Raw genomic sequence first — 16,227 nt, forward strand, 5'->3', positions numbered from 1 at the left:
TGTTCTTCCGAGGGCTCCCCGCTGATGACGGATCAAGGCCCATTGGTGACCAGATTATACCATCCTCAGGAAACCGTCCTCGCCCGTTCGCATAACGAACAGTCGTCAGGATTGGAAGCGATCGGGATGACGAGAATCACCCGGCAGCTCATCCAGAGTGTCCTCTGCACCTAGCGCCTGCCGCCAGAAGTCCAGGGAGCGACCATAGGGGCTGGCCTGGCCGCCACGGACCTGCAGGTCGGCCTTGGCTGCAAGCACATCCTCCTCGCTCACCCCGTCCAAAAGTCCGACCAGTTTGGCGAATCGATCCGAGTCATAGAAGATGCCACCGACGACCTCAAGAAGTCGGCTGGCACGTTCCATGGGCAGGGAATCCCAGTGCCTGAGCTCGATGTAATTCTTCAGACGGACATCATTGAAGTGCGTGGTCAGGATGTGCGCTATCTCAGCATCGTTGAGACGGCGGTCAGGATAGATCTCACCGGCGTTTTCATGCCAGGCGATGAAGACCTGCTGCCCCTGCGGCCCCTCCACCTCCGGAGTGTGGGAGACGTCGGCCACCATGAGCGGGGTGGATAGCATATCCACGGCATAGTCCTCCCAGCCGAAGCCGTCCTCGAACAGCCCAGGAATCAGACCTGTGCGCTGGGTGTCGAGCCAGTCCCAGATGCGCTGGCGCCGCAGGGGCATGCGGTTGGGCTTGCCCTCGAAAATTGGAGTGTTGCGGAAGAAGTAGGCCAAAATGGGCCCGATGGCCGTGCCCAGACGGATCTTGACGATGGCATCGTCCTCGTCCTGGTAGTCGATGCTGATTTGGGTGGAGGCGGTGCTGCGCATCATCATGGGTCCGCACTGGCCGATGCGACCCAGGTAAGTGTTCATGACCGCATAGCGTTCCTTGGGATTGACCCCCACATCCGCGTAGGACCCGGCCGGACGGTACCCGTACTCAACCAGCCGGAACCCCAGACGCTCAGCAACGGGATCGACCTCGGCACGGAAGCGACGGTAGAGATCCTCAAATTCTCGGCTGTCCCGGACCACGCCTAAGGAGCACTCCACCTGGCTCCCGGGCTCCAGAGAGACCACGCAACCCGGTCTACTCAGCCCGACCAGGTGACCGTCCTCCCGGTATTCCTTATCGCCGTCGTAGCAGGGCTCCAATGCCGACAGCAGGGCCTCGATACCCCGCTCACCCTCATAGGGAACCGGGGCATCGGACCCATCGTTGCGGACCGGCAGATGCTCAATCTCGATGCCGAACCGCCACTGGGACCGCGGCTTTGACCCGCGCGAGAAGTAGTCGACCAGGCTGGCCACATGCCGCGGATTGGGGACCGTCAACAGGTGCGCATACCCAGCGCCTACGCTTTTGCTCATGCTGTCATGGTAGGAGCGGGCGAGGGCCCTGGGCAACCAACACGCGAGGAGTTCCGCTACCGGACAGTGGTCAACCCACGGTCACCGTCACGGCCTGCAGGTCCTCCCTGCGCGAGGAGGAACCCACCAGCACCTGGAACTGACCAGGCTCGACCCTGCGGTTGCAGTCGGCATCGACCAGGGTCCACTCGGACACCGGCAGATCGAAGACCACCTTCCGGGTCTGCCCTGGATCCAGCTGAATCCTTTGGAAGGCCTTGAGCTCGCGGTCAGCCCAGCTGACGGAAGTCACCAGGTCGCTGATATAGACCTGGACCACCTCAGTGCCTGGCCGCTGGCCGGTGTTGGTCAGGTCCACGGTCACCCTGACCGCGTCCTCGGGTCCGACGGTATCCGGTCCATCGACCTGGGGCTTTCCGTAGGCAAAGGTGGTGTAGCCCATACCCTGACCGAAAGCGAAGGCCGGATCCTGGGTCAGATCGGCATAGCGGTCACCATGCTGGCCCCGGATCTGATTGTAGTAGACCGGCAGCTGCCCGGCATGCCTGGGGAAGGTGATGGGCAGCCTGCCTGTGGGCTCAACCTTGCCGGTGAGAATCCCGGCCAGGGCACGGCCGCCCTGCATGCCTGGGTCGGGCTGCCAGATCAGAGCCCTGGCAGACTGTGCGGACGGAGGCAGGATCAGCGGCTTGGAGGACATGAGCACGATGACCATGGGCTTGCCCGTCTGCGTCAGGGCATCCAGCAGATCACGCTGAGGACCGTAGAGCTCCAGGGTGGCAGTCGAACGGCCCTCGCCCACCAGCTGGACCACGTCGCCGACCACGGCAACCACCAGGTCGCTTTGCCTGGCCAGGTCCACTGCCCTGTCGAAGCGGTCCTGATTGATCCTGGCCGGGGCTGCCACCTTGGGCCTGGGCTGGCCGTCGGGGAAGAGCTTGCCCGCCGGGTCGTCGACCAGACGGAGCACGTCGACGCCCTGCTCGCAGTCGAGCCGCCAGTTTTCAGGCAGCTCCCGGCGCAGACCGTCGGCCACGGTCGAGATCATCTCCCGCGGCTGGTCCTTGATCCAGTCGCACTGACCCGAGCCGCCGGCCCAGTCCCCCAGCTGGTTCTGGGCATCGTCAATCAGCGGACCCACCAGGGCGATGCTATGTGCTGAATCATCGCCAGGGCGGCCATCGGCATCAACCCCGCCGAACAGGGGCAGGATGCCGTCGTTCTTCAAAAGAACTACCGACTCCTGGGCCACCTGGAGATTGAGCTCCTGGTGCTCCGTTGAGTTGATGACCACCTTCTGGGCCTCTGGGTCGGGCAGACGTGGATCCTCGAAGAGCCCCATGCGGAATTTCAGAGCCAGGATGTGCTTGACCGCCCGGTCGAGGTCCTCCTCGTGCAAAAGCCCGGCATCAAGTGCATCCAAGGCTCCCTGGTAGAAACCGGGCGTGGTCATGATCAGGTCGTTGCCGGCCTTGACGGCGGCCGCGGCGGCCCTGGTGTAGTCGGGCTGCACCTTCTGCTCCCAGACCATCCGGCCCACGTTGTCCCAGTCGGTGATCAGGGTGCCCTGGTAGCCCCACTGTCCTCGGAGCACGTCGTTGAGTAGCCAGTTGTTGATGGTGACCGGTACCCCGTCGATGGACTCGTAGCCCAGCATGAAGGTGGCCACGCCCTCCTTTGCCAGCCGCTCGAAAGGCGGCAGGAACCAGGAGAGCAGCTTGCGGTGCGAAAGGTCGGCCTCGGAGGCGTCGCGCCCGCCCTGGGTCTCGGAGTAGCCGGCGAAGTGCTTGGCCGTGGCCAGCACAGCGTCCTTGGGCAGGGTTCCGGTCATGGCTGATCCGCCCTGATAGCCGCGCACCATGGCCGAGGCCATCTCGCCGATCAGGAAGGGGTCCTCGCCGAAGGTCTCATCCACCCGGCCCCAGCGGGTGTCCCTGGCGATGCAGAGCACCGGGGAGAAAGTCCAGTGGATGCCTGTTGTGGCGACCTCCTGGGCTGTGGCTCGCCCCATCCGCTGGACCAGTTCAGGGTCGAAGGAGGCTGCCATGCCCAGCTGCTCGGGAAAGATGGTGGCCCCGCGGAAGAAGGAATGGCCATGGATGCAGTCGTCGCCAATCAGCAGGGGAATGCCCAGACGGGTGCGATGAACGGCCTTGTCAGCCTTGATCATGTTCTGCGGAGAGACATGCAGCAGGGACCCGGCATGCTGGTCCACCACCTCCTTGTCGACCCCCTGGTGGGCATCCAGCTGCATCATCTGGCCCACCTTCTCCTCACGGGTCATCCGGCCCAGCAGGTCGGCCACTCGCTCATCCACGCTCAGGTCGGGATTGCGGTAGGGCAGGTCTTCCGTCAACTTTCTTGATACCATCTGGGCACCTTCCTTTCTTTCGGAGCACTCATCCACTCATATACTTAGTCCGGTCAACCTGAAGCCGGTCTATCGAACGATGATCGCCAGGTCCCAGGGTCCAATGGTCATGGGCTGGCCCTGGTCCACTTGCGCCTGAGAATCAGCCTGCCCGTCGGCCACCAGCAGATGCCCTCCGTAAGGCGCTTCCAGCTTGACCTCCTTGGAGGAATAATTGAGCAGGTAGGCAACCTGCTCCCCCAGGGAATTGATGCCCTCCCGCACGGTGACCAGACCAGCCAGGTCCCGGGCGGGACCGTTCAAGCCAGCCGCATCCGCCGCATCCGAAAGCAACATCTGCATGCCCTGAGCCGACGGCAGGGTGCCGATCCACTCCGCGCTGCCTTGGCCGTAATCATGACGGGTCACGGCTGCGTACCGCTTCCAGACCGGGTGGTCATAAGAGGCCAGGACCTGAGTGCCTGGTCTCGGATTCAGCAGCTCAATCAGTCCCTGGCAGGCCAGTCCGGCCTGGTCGGACCCGTGCAGATCCAGGGTCAGACCCTTGCCGGGACGAGTGAACTGGTTGTAGTCGATGCCGAACACGTCGGTCAGCAGGTGGGGAGCCTTGTCATGCCAGACCTTGAGGTTCTCGTCCGCCACGAAGGAGCGCAGCGTGGCCACCAGGTGACCTCCCTGACGGACATAATCAGCCAGGGCCTTCAGCGTATCCTCATTGCTGCTGTAGAGGGCAGGAACCAGGACCATGGCATAGCGGCCCAGCTGGGACCGGTCAGCCTTGTCGCTGATGAAGTCGCACTCGATGTTGAGTTCGAAGAGGGCATCGTAGACCCGTCTGACCACATCATTGTAGGAGATCTGCCCCTGCTGACGGGGGAAGCCGGTCTCCAGGGAGAACCAGTCCAGGGCGGTCAGGGAGTCGTTGCTCACCATGATGGCAACCTTGTTGCGCTTTTGAAGGTTGACCAGGCGCTCCCCCACACCCTTCTGCGCTATCTGCCTGCCGAACTGGCCGGCCTCCTCATAGGTGGGGTTGGGTTCCATGTCCTGCGAAAGCAGCCCCTTCCAGTAGGTCTCGAAAGAGTTGTGGATGGAATGCCAGTGCCAATACATGACTCCGTCAGCACCCGATGCCAGATGGCTGTATGCCTGCAGCCGTAGCTGGCCCGGGTAGGGCAACCAGCCATTCTGCCCCTGGGCCTCGGTTTCCAGGACCAGGTAGTTGGCGCCACCTTTCAGACTGCGGGTCATGTCCCCGCCGAAGGCGATCTCCTTTCCGGTCAGGTCATCCTCAGTGGGGTGATAAATGTCCACACCGGCCACATCCAGGCATTCGGCCGCCTCGAAGTGATCGACGGCTGGTTGGACGCCATATGACCAGCCCGGGCCCCAGTCGAAATCGAAGTTGTGGGTGACGAACTGGTCGTCGCGGGCATATTCGCGCACGATGCCAGCCTGCCAAGCCAGGTAGCGGCTGACCTGGCTTCGGCGGAAGCGATCGAAGGCCGACCCCAGGGATGCATTGATGGTCCCGGTCAAATCGGGAAAATCCTCCCAGGAGTCGATCCTGTTTGACCAGTAGTCCAGGCCAAAGGCCGCATTGAGACGGTCCAGATCATTGTCAAAGCGCCGTCGCAGATCCTTGACGAAGAGCCGCTGCATGTCGGGCGATACGCAGTCGTAGTACTTGGTCTCATTGTCGACCTGGTAGCCGATCACCTGGGGGTTATCGGCCACATGGCTTATCAGCCTGCGGATGACGCGCTCGCCATAGTACCGGTAGGAAGGATTGACAATGTCCATGATCTGACGAGCGCCATACCGGTTGTGGCCCTTGGGGGTGTCCGCCAGAACATCCGGATGCATGGCGACCAGCCAGGCGGGGACGGCATAGGTGGGCGTGCCCACGATGACCTGAATGCCGAAGCGTCCAGCCGCTTCCAGCACCCGGTCCACATGGCTGAAGTCGAATACGCCGGGCTGGGGCTCCAGGGTGCTCCAGGTGGATTCGGCGATACGAATGGTGGTGATGCCGGCGGACTTCATCATGGACATGTCCTTGTCCACCCGCTCATAGGGCATGTATTCGTCGTAGTAGGCGCATCCGAAGATGAGCCTGTCCGGAAGGCGCGTGCGGACTGCGTTGTCTGTCATGATGAACTCCAATCTTACTTTAAGAATCTCAATTTATAGGACGAAGGTGTTGAAGGATCGTGGCTCAAGGGTCGCCTTAAAACCTTGACTCCCTTCGCCGTCTTCTTCCGGCCCGGAGAAGGAGAAGGGCATGGCACGATCCAAGGCGTTCTGTGCCACGACAACGATCGATCCATCCGGGTTTTCGAAGGCTGTGGCCATGGAGCTGAAATGACCGCGGGTATCCAGCAGGCGGGCGCCCGGGCGCACATAGTGTGAGTAGTGGCGCATGACGTAGTACTCGGGATTCCGTCTGACCTGGCCAGTGGCAGTATCGACGGAGAAAAGGGAGTTCTGTCGCCAGCCCCAGGTGGATATGCCCTGACCCAGGACCATGTTCCAGTAGGTGTAGCAGGTTGCTCCAGCCCGAAGATACCGGTTGACCAGCGAGAAGACGTATTCGGCGTATTCCCAGGTGTTGCCGCCCATACCGCATTCGGATTCGGTCTGCTCCAGCTCAATCTCCGGCCAGGACTGGTGGGTGCGCTCGATGACATGCTGGCCGGCCCACTGGTAACCGATGCCGGCGATGTACCTGCGGCAGTTCTCGTCGAAGAGAATGTTGTCCACGTACCGGTTGTAGTTTTCCAGGATCATGCCTTCGGGAGCGAATTTCATATCCTCGGGACCATTGAGCGTTCCCAGGAAGATGGCCGTGTTCGGCGCCTCCTTGGCAAAGAGAGGACCCAGGTAGTCGCGGATGAAGATGCGCATGTCCTCGCTGGACCACAGGCAGGATGGAAACTTCTGGTCCGCGAAGACCTCATTCTGCACATGCAGCTGGTCGATGTGGATGCCGCGGCGGTCATACTCGCGTACATACCGCAGAAGATAACGGGCATAAACAGATAGGTTGCGCTCGCTCATGTCGATTCGCCCGAAATTGTAGACCTTGGGCCGTTTCATCCAGGTGGGCGGACTCCAAGGGCTGGCGAACAGTCCCATGTCCGGTTGGTACTTCTGGGCCTGGCGGATGTATGGAATCAGGGTCTGCTCGTCATGTTCGACGCTGAAATGCTCCAGGTCATAGTCGCCGTCGGTCTCGTCGTAGCTGTACCAACCCGCGGCGAAGTCATTGGCGCCCACCGGGGTCCTGTTGAAGGTCAGGTTCAGCTCGTCCGGACTGAAGAGCTCACGGATGACCCCATCACGTTTCTCCTCCCCCAGCTCCTGCAAGGGCAGCCACCCCAACTCATTGAAGCAGCCACCAAACCCTCGCAGAGCCTGCAACTTACCGCCGGTGTATTCCAGATCGGGCGATGACTCCAGCGCAGAGACAGCCAAGTGCTGTTCCTGCATGGCCTCCTGCCGAGTGGTTGCAACCCAAATCAGTTCTGCCTTCCTATTCATGAATCTTCTGCTCCTTTACATGGTTTTCCCGTATGTCCACAGACGCCGGTGTCACTTGACGTTTCTGATCATCAGGATAAAGACGCATCCCAGCAGGGCGAAGGCGATGGCCGTGGGGAAGGCCGCCGCATAACCCCAGTTCAGCGTGATGAAGGACATGACCAGAGGGCCGGCCATCTGCCCCAGCGTGGTGGCCAGGTTGAGGATGCCGAGATCCTTGCCGGCTTCCTCCTTGCTGGGCAGAACATCGACGTTAAGCGCCTGGTCGACGGAAGAATAGACTCCATAACCGAACCCGGCGATGCCGGCGTATAGATACATGCCCATGACCGTGGGGCTGATCCAGGGCATGGCAATGCCGAGAGCGAAGAGGACGGAGGCGACGACCACCGGCACCTTGCGCCGTCCGATCAAATCCGAAATCGGGCCGGAGACCAAAGAACCCAAAAGAGATACCACCATAGTGATGACTGACATGACCGAAATGGTTGCGGCAGCCTGGGTTACGGTTTGACCTACATACTTTTCGATGATGTAGAGCTGATAGGCGGAGATCATCTGATAGCTCAACAGCATGCAGAGTCTTCCGACAAAGGCTTTATAGAAGTCATGGGCCCCATGAAAGCGCGGAGGCTGGAAAGACTTGAGCACATCCATGAGGGTGCCTTCATCCTTGGGCAGGTAAGCAGCCGAGCCTTCCCTGGGCATGATTAGAATGGCCACGACACCACCCAGGAACATGAGTAGACCGGCGAGAACGAAGCCCGTGAACATATGGGTCACCAGGGCCGCGCCGATAAGAGAGCCGATGGGTGAACCGATGGTAGAGCCTGCTCCATAGAAGGCGGACAGGGTCCCGCGCACACCGGAGAGCACGCGGTCGGACAGGATGGCCACCATAGGGGCGATCATGCAGTTCAGGCCGAACATGCAGAGGCAATAGACGATGGTCAGCAGGACCGGGTTGGTGGTCATGCCCGTCAGGAACAGGGTCACACCGCCCAGGACTGCACCGCCCAGGACCCACGGCGTTCGACGCCCGTACCGGGAGCGGCTACGATCAGAGAAGTTTCCAAAGAGCAGGTTGGAGACCAGCGAAGCCACAGCGGTACAGGCATTGACTATGCCCATCAACGCCTCGGGAGCAATGCCTGGGACCTGCTTGAGATGCTCTGGAAGCAGCACGATGCTGACAATTCCCAGGCCCGACATCCACAGAATGCCGAAGGCCAGGAAGCTCGCGCCAAACCGAAACAGGGTCTTCTTGGGAACCGGTTTGCCGGTCTCGGGCGATAACAGTGGATCCCGCTGGGCTGCAGCAAGGGCGGCCTTATGCGCCTGCAGAAGTTCAGAATCGTCCGATGCCGGGGTTGTTGAGTCGCTCATGGTGTCGACCTCTTTCAACTAGTCTTCTCTGACACGTCCAATGTGTGGCAGACAACCATATCTACCAACCATTAGATAATCATATATCTAACAGTTATTCGATAACTTTGTCAAATCATCGATCCGGCGCAGAACCTAAATCACCAGAACTTCTTTGCTCTTTACTCTACCGAGTCGAAACCCTATTGAATCTGCGGGCGTCACTGTTATGAATCCGGCCCCCAGGTACCATGAGTATCAGACGACCGGCAGTACCCAGGCGCTCAAGGATAGTGAAAAGGAGCCGAAAGAGCAGACAATGGCGAGCCGAACCAGAAAATCACCAGAGGTGAGACGGGCCGAAATCACACAGGCTGCCGCCCATCTCATCAGCCAACATGGATACAACGGCATATCACTCAAAGATGTCGCTGACATGGTGGGGATGTCCCAACCAGGCGTCCTCCATTATGTAGGCAGCAAAGAAGGACTGCTCTCCCTCTTGGTCACGGATATCTATGACGCCAATGGCACTCCAGAGGAATTCGTGCAGACAGGCCTGCCCGGGTCCGACCCCGATCACCCGCATCTTCCGGCCTATTTTGACTATCTGGTAGCCCACAACGCGGGTCAGCCTGAACTCACCCAGCTATATACGGTCCTGGAAACCGAAGCCATCTCCACCAACCATCCCTTGCATGATTATTTTCTCCGCAGACCAGAAGAAGTGTGGGAGCATTATTCCAAGTTCCCCTGGGCGCTCCCCGACGGCATGAATTGGTCCAGCGATATGCAAGACAGCGTCAGGATGAGCGTGGAAGTCATGGACGGCATACAAATACGACTGCTGCGGGAGCCGAAAATCGACTATGTCCAGGAATGGAACCTGTTCAAGGACTTGCTTTTCCCCTTGCCGCTCTGGGATGGGTGCCGCTGATCAGCACAGGCTGCATAGTGGTAGGAACCACCCTCTGCCGATGCGCAGACCAGTCATCAGAAACTACCTAGCCTCAAGTGATGATGGTATCCGGGGAATCAACCCACTTGATCCATCCTGAAAGGCCTTGCATCATAAGGCGCCTGATACCGGCGATCCTTCCAGAAGTATTCATAATCGTGCTCGTCGATGGGACGGACGACCTTGCAGGGATGACCGTAGGCGACCACGTCAGAGGGGATGTCCTTGGTGACCAGGGAACCAGCGCCGATGACCGTGTTATCTCCGATGGTCACACCCGGCATGATGATGACGCCTGCTCCGATCCATACATTCTTGCCGATGCTGACCGGGACGGTGAACTGGGGCGTTCCATATATGCGTATATCGGGCCGAATTGTATGCCCGGTGGTGACGATGGTGACGTTGGGTCCGAACATGGTATGGTCACCTATGTCAATTCGTCCGTCGTCAACCAGAACCAGGCTGAAGTTGGCGTAGCATTTGCTCCCCCAGTAGGTGTTGCAGGCCCAGTTGGCCCGCACTGGTCCCTCAATCCAGCTGCCTTGACCGAAGGAGCCGAACATCTTTTTGCAGAGGTCCTGCTTTTTCTCCACCTGACTGGGACGGCATGCGTTGAACTCGAAGACCAGATCCTGCTGGGCGTCCTGGACCTGCTTCATTTCAGGCGTATCGGCGATGTATATCTGGTCGGTGTCCAGCAGAGCCTTGATCTCCTCGCGGCTGGTCATGGGAACCCCCTCTTTCCTTGATCTTCGTGGTTCAGCAATTCCGAGGCCGGCGCGTTGGCTCCGAACACCGGCCTCGACCGACTACAGACTCTCCAGAACCTTCTCCTCGTCCTGAACGGTCGATTCCGCAGGATGGGATTCGACGGCAGCCTTACGGTCCTGGCTGAGCTTTTGCTGGTCGCCCGGCTTCTTGGCAGCGGCGATCATCAGCTTGATCCTGTTGAGCTGATTGGCCTCTGAGGCGCCGGGATCATAGTCGATTGAGACAATGTTGGCCTCAGGGTAGGTCCTGCGGATCTTGCCGAACATGCCACGTCCGGTCACATGGTTGGGCAGGCAAGCGAAGGGCTGCGCACAGACGATGTTGGGGGCGCCGGACTGGATCAGCTCGATGATCTCGCCGGTCAGGAGCCAACCCTCTCCGGCCTGAACGCCCAGGGAGGTGACCGAGGCGGCCTTCTCCCTCAGGTCGGTGATGTGAGCGGGAATGTCGAACTTTCCATGGGAGGCCTTGAAGCCGGCGATCATGGGCGCTCGATAAGCGTCAGCCGCCTTGAGGACGATCTTCTTGACACCCACCTGGCCACCGGTGCCCAGCATCTCCTCGTTCCATTCAGCGTTGGAGATGCCGTTGACCATGAAGTCGCAGACACCGGGAAGCACGGCCTCGCAGCCCTGGCTCTCGATCAGGTCGACCACGTGGTTGTTGGCATCGGGATGGTACTTCACCAGGATCTCGCCTACTACGCCCACCCGGGGCTTGCGGGGGATATTGCGCAGCGGGAGTTGGTCGAAGGCCCGAATCATCCGCTTCATCAGCGTGCGATAAGGCAGATAGCCGTGACCGTAGACCTGCTTGGCGGTCTTAGAGTACCCGTGGTGCTCGATGGTCTCCTTGCAGATCGTGTCCCAGAGCTTGTAGAGCCTGTTGGCAGAGCCGGGCTCCTGCTCGTAGGGGCGGACCCTGAGCAGGCACTCGATCATGGCATCGCCCAGGTAGAAGGCCTTGACGGCCCGGTGCAGCAGGGCTGGGGTTACCTGAAGACCGGGATTGGCCCGGAATCCCTGAACGCTCAGCGTGATGATCGGGACGTAGCCATAGCCCGCATCAGCCATGGCCTTGCGTAGGAGGCCATAGTAGTTGGTTGCCCTGCACATGCCGCCGGTCTGAGTGACGATGACCGCGCACTTGTGCGGGTCGAACCTGCCGGACAGGAAGGCGTTGACCAGCTGCCCCACCACGATGATGGCAGGGAAGCAGGCATCGTTGTTGACGTACTTGACCCCGGTATTGATGTCTTCGGCTGTGGCATGCTTCAGGAGCTCGAAGTGATAGTCGGCGCTGGAGAAGACCGCCTCCAGGAGGGAAAAATGCACGGGGGACATCTGCGGTGCCACCACTGTGAATTTGTGCCCCATCTCCTTGGTGAAGCGATGCTCGGTGGCGTACTTGGACAGGGTCGGCTTGGCAGCGGCCCCGCTAGCCTGAACATCCTTGCCCTGGCTGTCAGCTTCCTGCTCCTTCTGCCGCGAAGCCATGGTCTCCCGAATGGGCCTGATGCCCATGGGGTGAAGGCCTATCAGACCCTGGTCGCTCTTATCGTGCAGAGCCACGAACCGTGCCAAAGCCACAATATCGGCCTTGCGCTGGGACAGGTTGATCTTCTGCGCATTGGTGGACCGGAACCCATCGGATGTCAGCTTGTCAGACGCATCTTCGTCTACTGCTTCCATATCGCTGGCAAAGTCTTGCGAATCTTGAGAATCGGATGAATCCTCCGCTTGGACCCGGTCAGGCGATGGGTCGTCAGCAACCTTAGCCGGGACCTTCGCGGGCGCCTGCTCCATAACGGCGGTTTCCTCCTGGTCTTCGCTGTCCTCCTGGGCCAGATCCCGCTGATGGCGTTCGTCCATGGCGGCCTTCAGCGAGCGCAGACGGATCTTGGCCGCACCCAGGTTGGAGACCTCGTCGATCTTCAGCTGCGTGTAGACATCGCCCTTATCGGCGAGGATCTCCTGGACCTGGTCGGTGGTGATGGCGTCCACGCCGCATCCGAAACTGACCAGCTGGACCAGCTGCAGGTCGGGATACTCGGAGACGAACCTGGCTGCCGAGTAGAGCCTGGAGTGGTAGGCCCACTGGTCGGTCACCCTCAAGGGCATCTTCTGATGGTCGTCGCCGAAACTCGGCACGGTCTTGCGGAACTTGGCGGCCGTGGGGTTGTTGGAGGCCAGGGCCCGCTCTCCCGCCGCCGGAATGATATAGTCGCTCAGCTTGGGCAGTTTATGCACGTCCAGCTCGCAGATCGAATCCTCTGAAAGCACGGCCATGCCCAGGGAGCAGATGGTCTCGGGAATGCCGTGGTTGACCTCGGGATCCACATGGTAGGGGCGTCCCGACAGGACCACGCCCTTGACCCCGTACTCCTGCATGTAGGCCAGGGCGCGAAGACCCTCCTGGCGGACGTCCTCCTTGAACCGGGCATCCTCACGATAGGCCTCCTGGACGGCCGTCCGGGCCTCCTCCTCGCTCACCTTGGCCCAGTCGAAGACCTTGACGATCCGCTCGACCATCTTCTCCTTGTTGGACAGGTTGAAGTAGGGCCGCATGAAGCGGACGCCGTTCTCCTTGAGCTCGGCCATGTTGGCCTCGATCACCACCGGGTAGTTGGCCACGATGGGGCAGTTGTAGTGGTTGTCCGTATCGGGAACCAGCTCCTGCTCGTATGTGACGCAGGGGTAGAAAATGGTCTTGATGCCCTTGTCGACCAGGGAGTGAATATGCCCGTGGACCAGCTTGGCCGGGTAGCAGATGTTCTCGGAGGCGATGGACTCCATCCCGCTCTCGAAGAGCTCATGGTTGGAACGCCCGGATATCATGACACGGAAGCCCAGTGAGGTCAGCAGGGTGAACCAGAAGGGGTAGTCCTCGTACATGTTGAGCACACGGGGGATGCCGATATCACCCCTGGTGGCCTTGTCCGGGGTCAGGCGACGGTAGGCAAAGGCCCGCTTGTACTTGAAGTCGTAAAGGTTGGGGCGGTCGGAGCGCTTCCTGTTCTTGTCCCCGCCACGTTCGCAGCGGTTCCCGGTCACATAGCGGCCGCCGTCCTCGAATTCCGTGATGGTCAGCTTGCAGTGGTTCTGGCAGAGCTTGCAGACATCGTGGGTGGTGGTCATGGACAGGTTGTCCAGATCGCCCCCCGCCAGGATGGAGCTGACCACATGGCCGTCCTGCACCTTCAGATCGGGCAGGGTCGCCTTGAACCCCTGGTCGTTCTTGGAGGCAATCTTGTTGACGGCGGCTGGCGACAACTTCGTCTTGGTGGAAGCCGGCGCCCTATTGGGGGTGGTAGGCGTGCTGGCCACGGACTTCTCCCTGTCGACCACGTTCATGGAGGGGTGGGCCACGTGGGAGCTGGCCGCAGCCAAATCCTCGACCTCTTCATTCTGCGGGCAGTGCATGCGGGCCGTCAGCGCGGCGCCGTAGGCTCCCATGAGTCCGGCGATGTTGGGCCTGGTCACCTGGCGACCGGTCAGGAGCTCAAAGGCCCGCAGGACGGCATCGTTGAGGAAAGTGCCTCCCTGGACCACGACCACCGGCCCCAGGGCGTTGGCGTCACGCAGCTTGATGACCTTGTAGAGGGCGTTCCTGACCACCGAGTAGCAGAGCCCGGCGGCGATGTCCTCCGGGGAGGCGCCCTCCTTCTGAGCCTGCTTGACCGAGGAGTTCATGAAGACCGTGCAGCGGGAGCCCAGATCGGTCGGGGCCTCGGAGGCCAGCGCCTGCTTGGTGAACTCCTGGATGCTGATGCCCATGGACTGGGCGAAGGTCTGCAGGAAGGACCCGCAGCCGGCCGAGCAGGCCTCGTTGACACAGATCGAATCGATGACTCCGTCGTTGACGGCGATGTACTTCATGTCCTGCCCGCCGATGTCGATGACCGAGGTGACGCCTGGACTGATTTCCTCGGCGGCCCGGTAGTGGGCCATGGTCTCGACCACGCCCTCGTCGACATGCAGGCCGGCCTTGACCAGGCCCTCACCATATCCGGTAGCGCAGGCCCGGGCGATGTAGGCGCCCTCGGGCAGGGACTTCCTGACCTCCTTGACGATGTTGGCGGCGGCGATCAGCGGGCTGTCCTTATGCACTCCGTAGGTGGACCAGACGATGGTCTTGTCGTCGTTGATCAGCACGGCCTTGATGGTGGTGCTGCCCGCATCGATGCCCAGGAAGTGCGGCCCCTTGGCTCCGGACAGATCCCCGGTGGGGATGACCTGGGCACCATGACGGTCGTTGAACTCCCTGCGCTCCTCCTCGTTCAGGAAGAGTGGGCGGATCGTTCTGGCTGTGGAAGGCATGTTCTCCAGGCCCTTCAGGGCGGAGAGGACACCATCCAAGGAAGTCAGATCAAAGTGCATGTCCTGGTTTTTGCCGGCATCCTTGGTGGCCTCGGTCGCCTGAACCTTATTCTCACCGTTCACCAAGGTGGTGGTGCGGCCATCCTGCATGGCATCCTGCAGAGCCATCTTGTCCAGGTTCGAAGCCTTCTCGGACCGTGCCTTGTCGACCTCCGCCTGGTCCAGCCCCCAGGCCGGGCCGAAGGGGTCGTTCACATCGGTCTCCGGCGAGTAGTCGGTCTTGACCTGCGATGCCTTGTCCTGGTCGTCCTGGTCGTGGCGGCCAGCCATGATGGCGGCGCCATAGGCCACGTAGAGGTGCGCGTTCTCAGGGATGATGTAGCGACTGACCCTGTCCTGGAGGATCCGCTTGAAGGCTTCCCTCAGCTCGCTCATAAAGAAGAGTGGTCCACCCAAAAAGATCACGTTGCCGCGGATGGGACGTCCGCAGGCCAGACCTGAAATGGTCTGAGTCGCAACAGCGTTGAAGATGGATGCAGCCAGATCCTCCTTGGCGGCTCCGTCGTTGATCAGGGGCTGCAGGTCGGACTTGGCGAAGACCCCACAGCGCGAGGCGATGGGATAAATGGTCTTGTACTTGGAGGCCATATCGTTCAGGCCGGAAGCATCGGTGTTGAGCAGGGTGGCCATCTGATCGATGAAGGCTCCGGTTCCGCCAGCGCAGGACCCGTTCATCCGCTGCTCCGGGGTGGGCTTCAGATAGGTGATCTTGGCATCCTCGCCGCCCAGCTCGATGATCACGTCCCCCTCGGGATAGGTGGCGTTGATGGCCTCGGTCTCAGCAATGACCTCCTGGGCGAACTCGGCCTGAAGCTGGCTAGCCAGTTCCAATCCGCCCGAGCCGGTGATCACCAGGCTGATGGGATTGCCGGCCAGGCCAACCCGTGACAGGGAAAGCTTGATGTCCGTGACCAGTTCCGCCACGCACTGCCGCACATTGGCGTGGTGACGGCGGTAGTCGCTGAAAAGCGCCTGATCCAATCTATCCCCTGTGCCAAGAACCACGGCCTTGACTGTGGTGGAACCGATGTCCAAACCCACACGCAGGAGATCCCGCGGTCCTGTGCCCTTATATCGACCCGCTATGTCGACGCCATCAGACATGAAACAACCTCAATCCGTGAGACCGCCGCATGATGGGTTCGAAAAGCAGACACCACATCATATCCGGCTTACTTTATTTATGTTACCGCCAGAGCATGAATAACTTCGCGATCCAGGGGAAACAAGACTGTCTCCTATGACACAGCCTCCTATGACACAGCCGCCGGGAAAACCGCCTCTGCTGCAGGCAAGCCGCAGACGATGGCAGTTGCCTCAAGGCGTTGTTCCAACCCTTCTCCTCCACACTTTCACCTCAATCACGGCCTCCCGGCAAACGGGAGAAATGACACTGTGCCCTCGGCGAAATCGGCTTAGGAACAATCGAGAGAGGGCCTGCAGCGGACCTGCAGAGG

General features: G+C 60.6%; 8 protein-coding genes. 1 reads left to right on the forward strand and 7 read right to left on the reverse strand.

Annotation, left to right across the window (positions count from 1 at the left end):
• Positions 1-105: 105 nt before the first annotated feature.
• From AACP62_RS05155 to AACP62_RS05175, 5 genes are all read right to left on the reverse strand, one after another.
• The gene (locus AACP62_RS05155) at positions 106-1,380 is read right to left on the reverse strand and encodes a glutamate-cysteine ligase family protein (protein ID WP_339346831.1); all 1,275 of its coding nucleotides are present in this window, start codon (positions 1,378-1,380) and stop codon (positions 106-108) included.
• 70 nt (positions 1,381-1,450) lie between these two features.
• Complete coding sequence (locus AACP62_RS05160) at positions 1,451-3,751, reverse strand: glycoside hydrolase family 3 N-terminal domain-containing protein (RefSeq protein WP_339346834.1); 2,301 nt, start codon at positions 3,749-3,751, stop codon at positions 1,451-1,453.
• Positions 3,752-3,820: 69 nt separating this feature from the next.
• Positions 3,821-5,905: a beta-galactosidase gene (locus AACP62_RS05165; RefSeq protein WP_339346835.1), complete on the reverse strand. Its 2,085-nt coding sequence runs from the start codon at positions 5,903-5,905 to the stop codon at positions 3,821-3,823.
• Between the two features lie 33 nt (positions 5,906-5,938).
• Positions 5,939-7,294 (reverse strand): glycoside hydrolase family 30 protein, encoded by a 1,356-nt coding sequence (locus tag AACP62_RS05170; protein WP_425332912.1) that lies wholly within the window; start codon positions 7,292-7,294, stop codon positions 5,939-5,941.
• Between the two features lie 51 nt (positions 7,295-7,345).
• Entirely contained in the window at positions 7,346-8,680 is a 1,335-nt protein-coding gene (locus AACP62_RS05175) for an MFS transporter (protein WP_339346837.1), read from the reverse strand.
• 208 nt (positions 8,681-8,888) lie between these two features.
• On the opposite strand from AACP62_RS05175, the gene AACP62_RS05180 reads away from it, so the two are divergent.
• Positions 8,889-9,596: a TetR/AcrR family transcriptional regulator gene (locus AACP62_RS05180; protein WP_339346838.1), complete on the forward strand. Its 708-nt coding sequence runs from the start codon at positions 8,889-8,891 to the stop codon at positions 9,594-9,596.
• Between the two features lie 98 nt (positions 9,597-9,694).
• Here the strand turns inward: AACP62_RS05180 and AACP62_RS05185 are convergent, their stop codons facing one another.
• Positions 9,695-10,348, reverse strand: coding sequence for a sugar O-acetyltransferase (locus AACP62_RS05185; RefSeq protein ID WP_029677865.1), 654 nt, complete (start codon positions 10,346-10,348; stop codon positions 9,695-9,697).
• An 81-nt stretch (positions 10,349-10,429) separates the two neighbouring features.
• Positions 10,430-15,874, reverse strand: coding sequence for an acyl-CoA dehydratase activase-related protein (locus AACP62_RS05190; protein ID WP_339346841.1), 5,445 nt, complete (start codon positions 15,872-15,874; stop codon positions 10,430-10,432).
• Between the last annotated feature and the right edge of the window lie 353 nt (positions 15,875-16,227).

The sequence above is a fragment of the Bifidobacterium apis genome (assembly GCF_036986835.1).
Classification (GTDB): Bacteria; Actinomycetota; Actinomycetes; order Actinomycetales; family Bifidobacteriaceae; genus Bombiscardovia; species Bombiscardovia apis_A.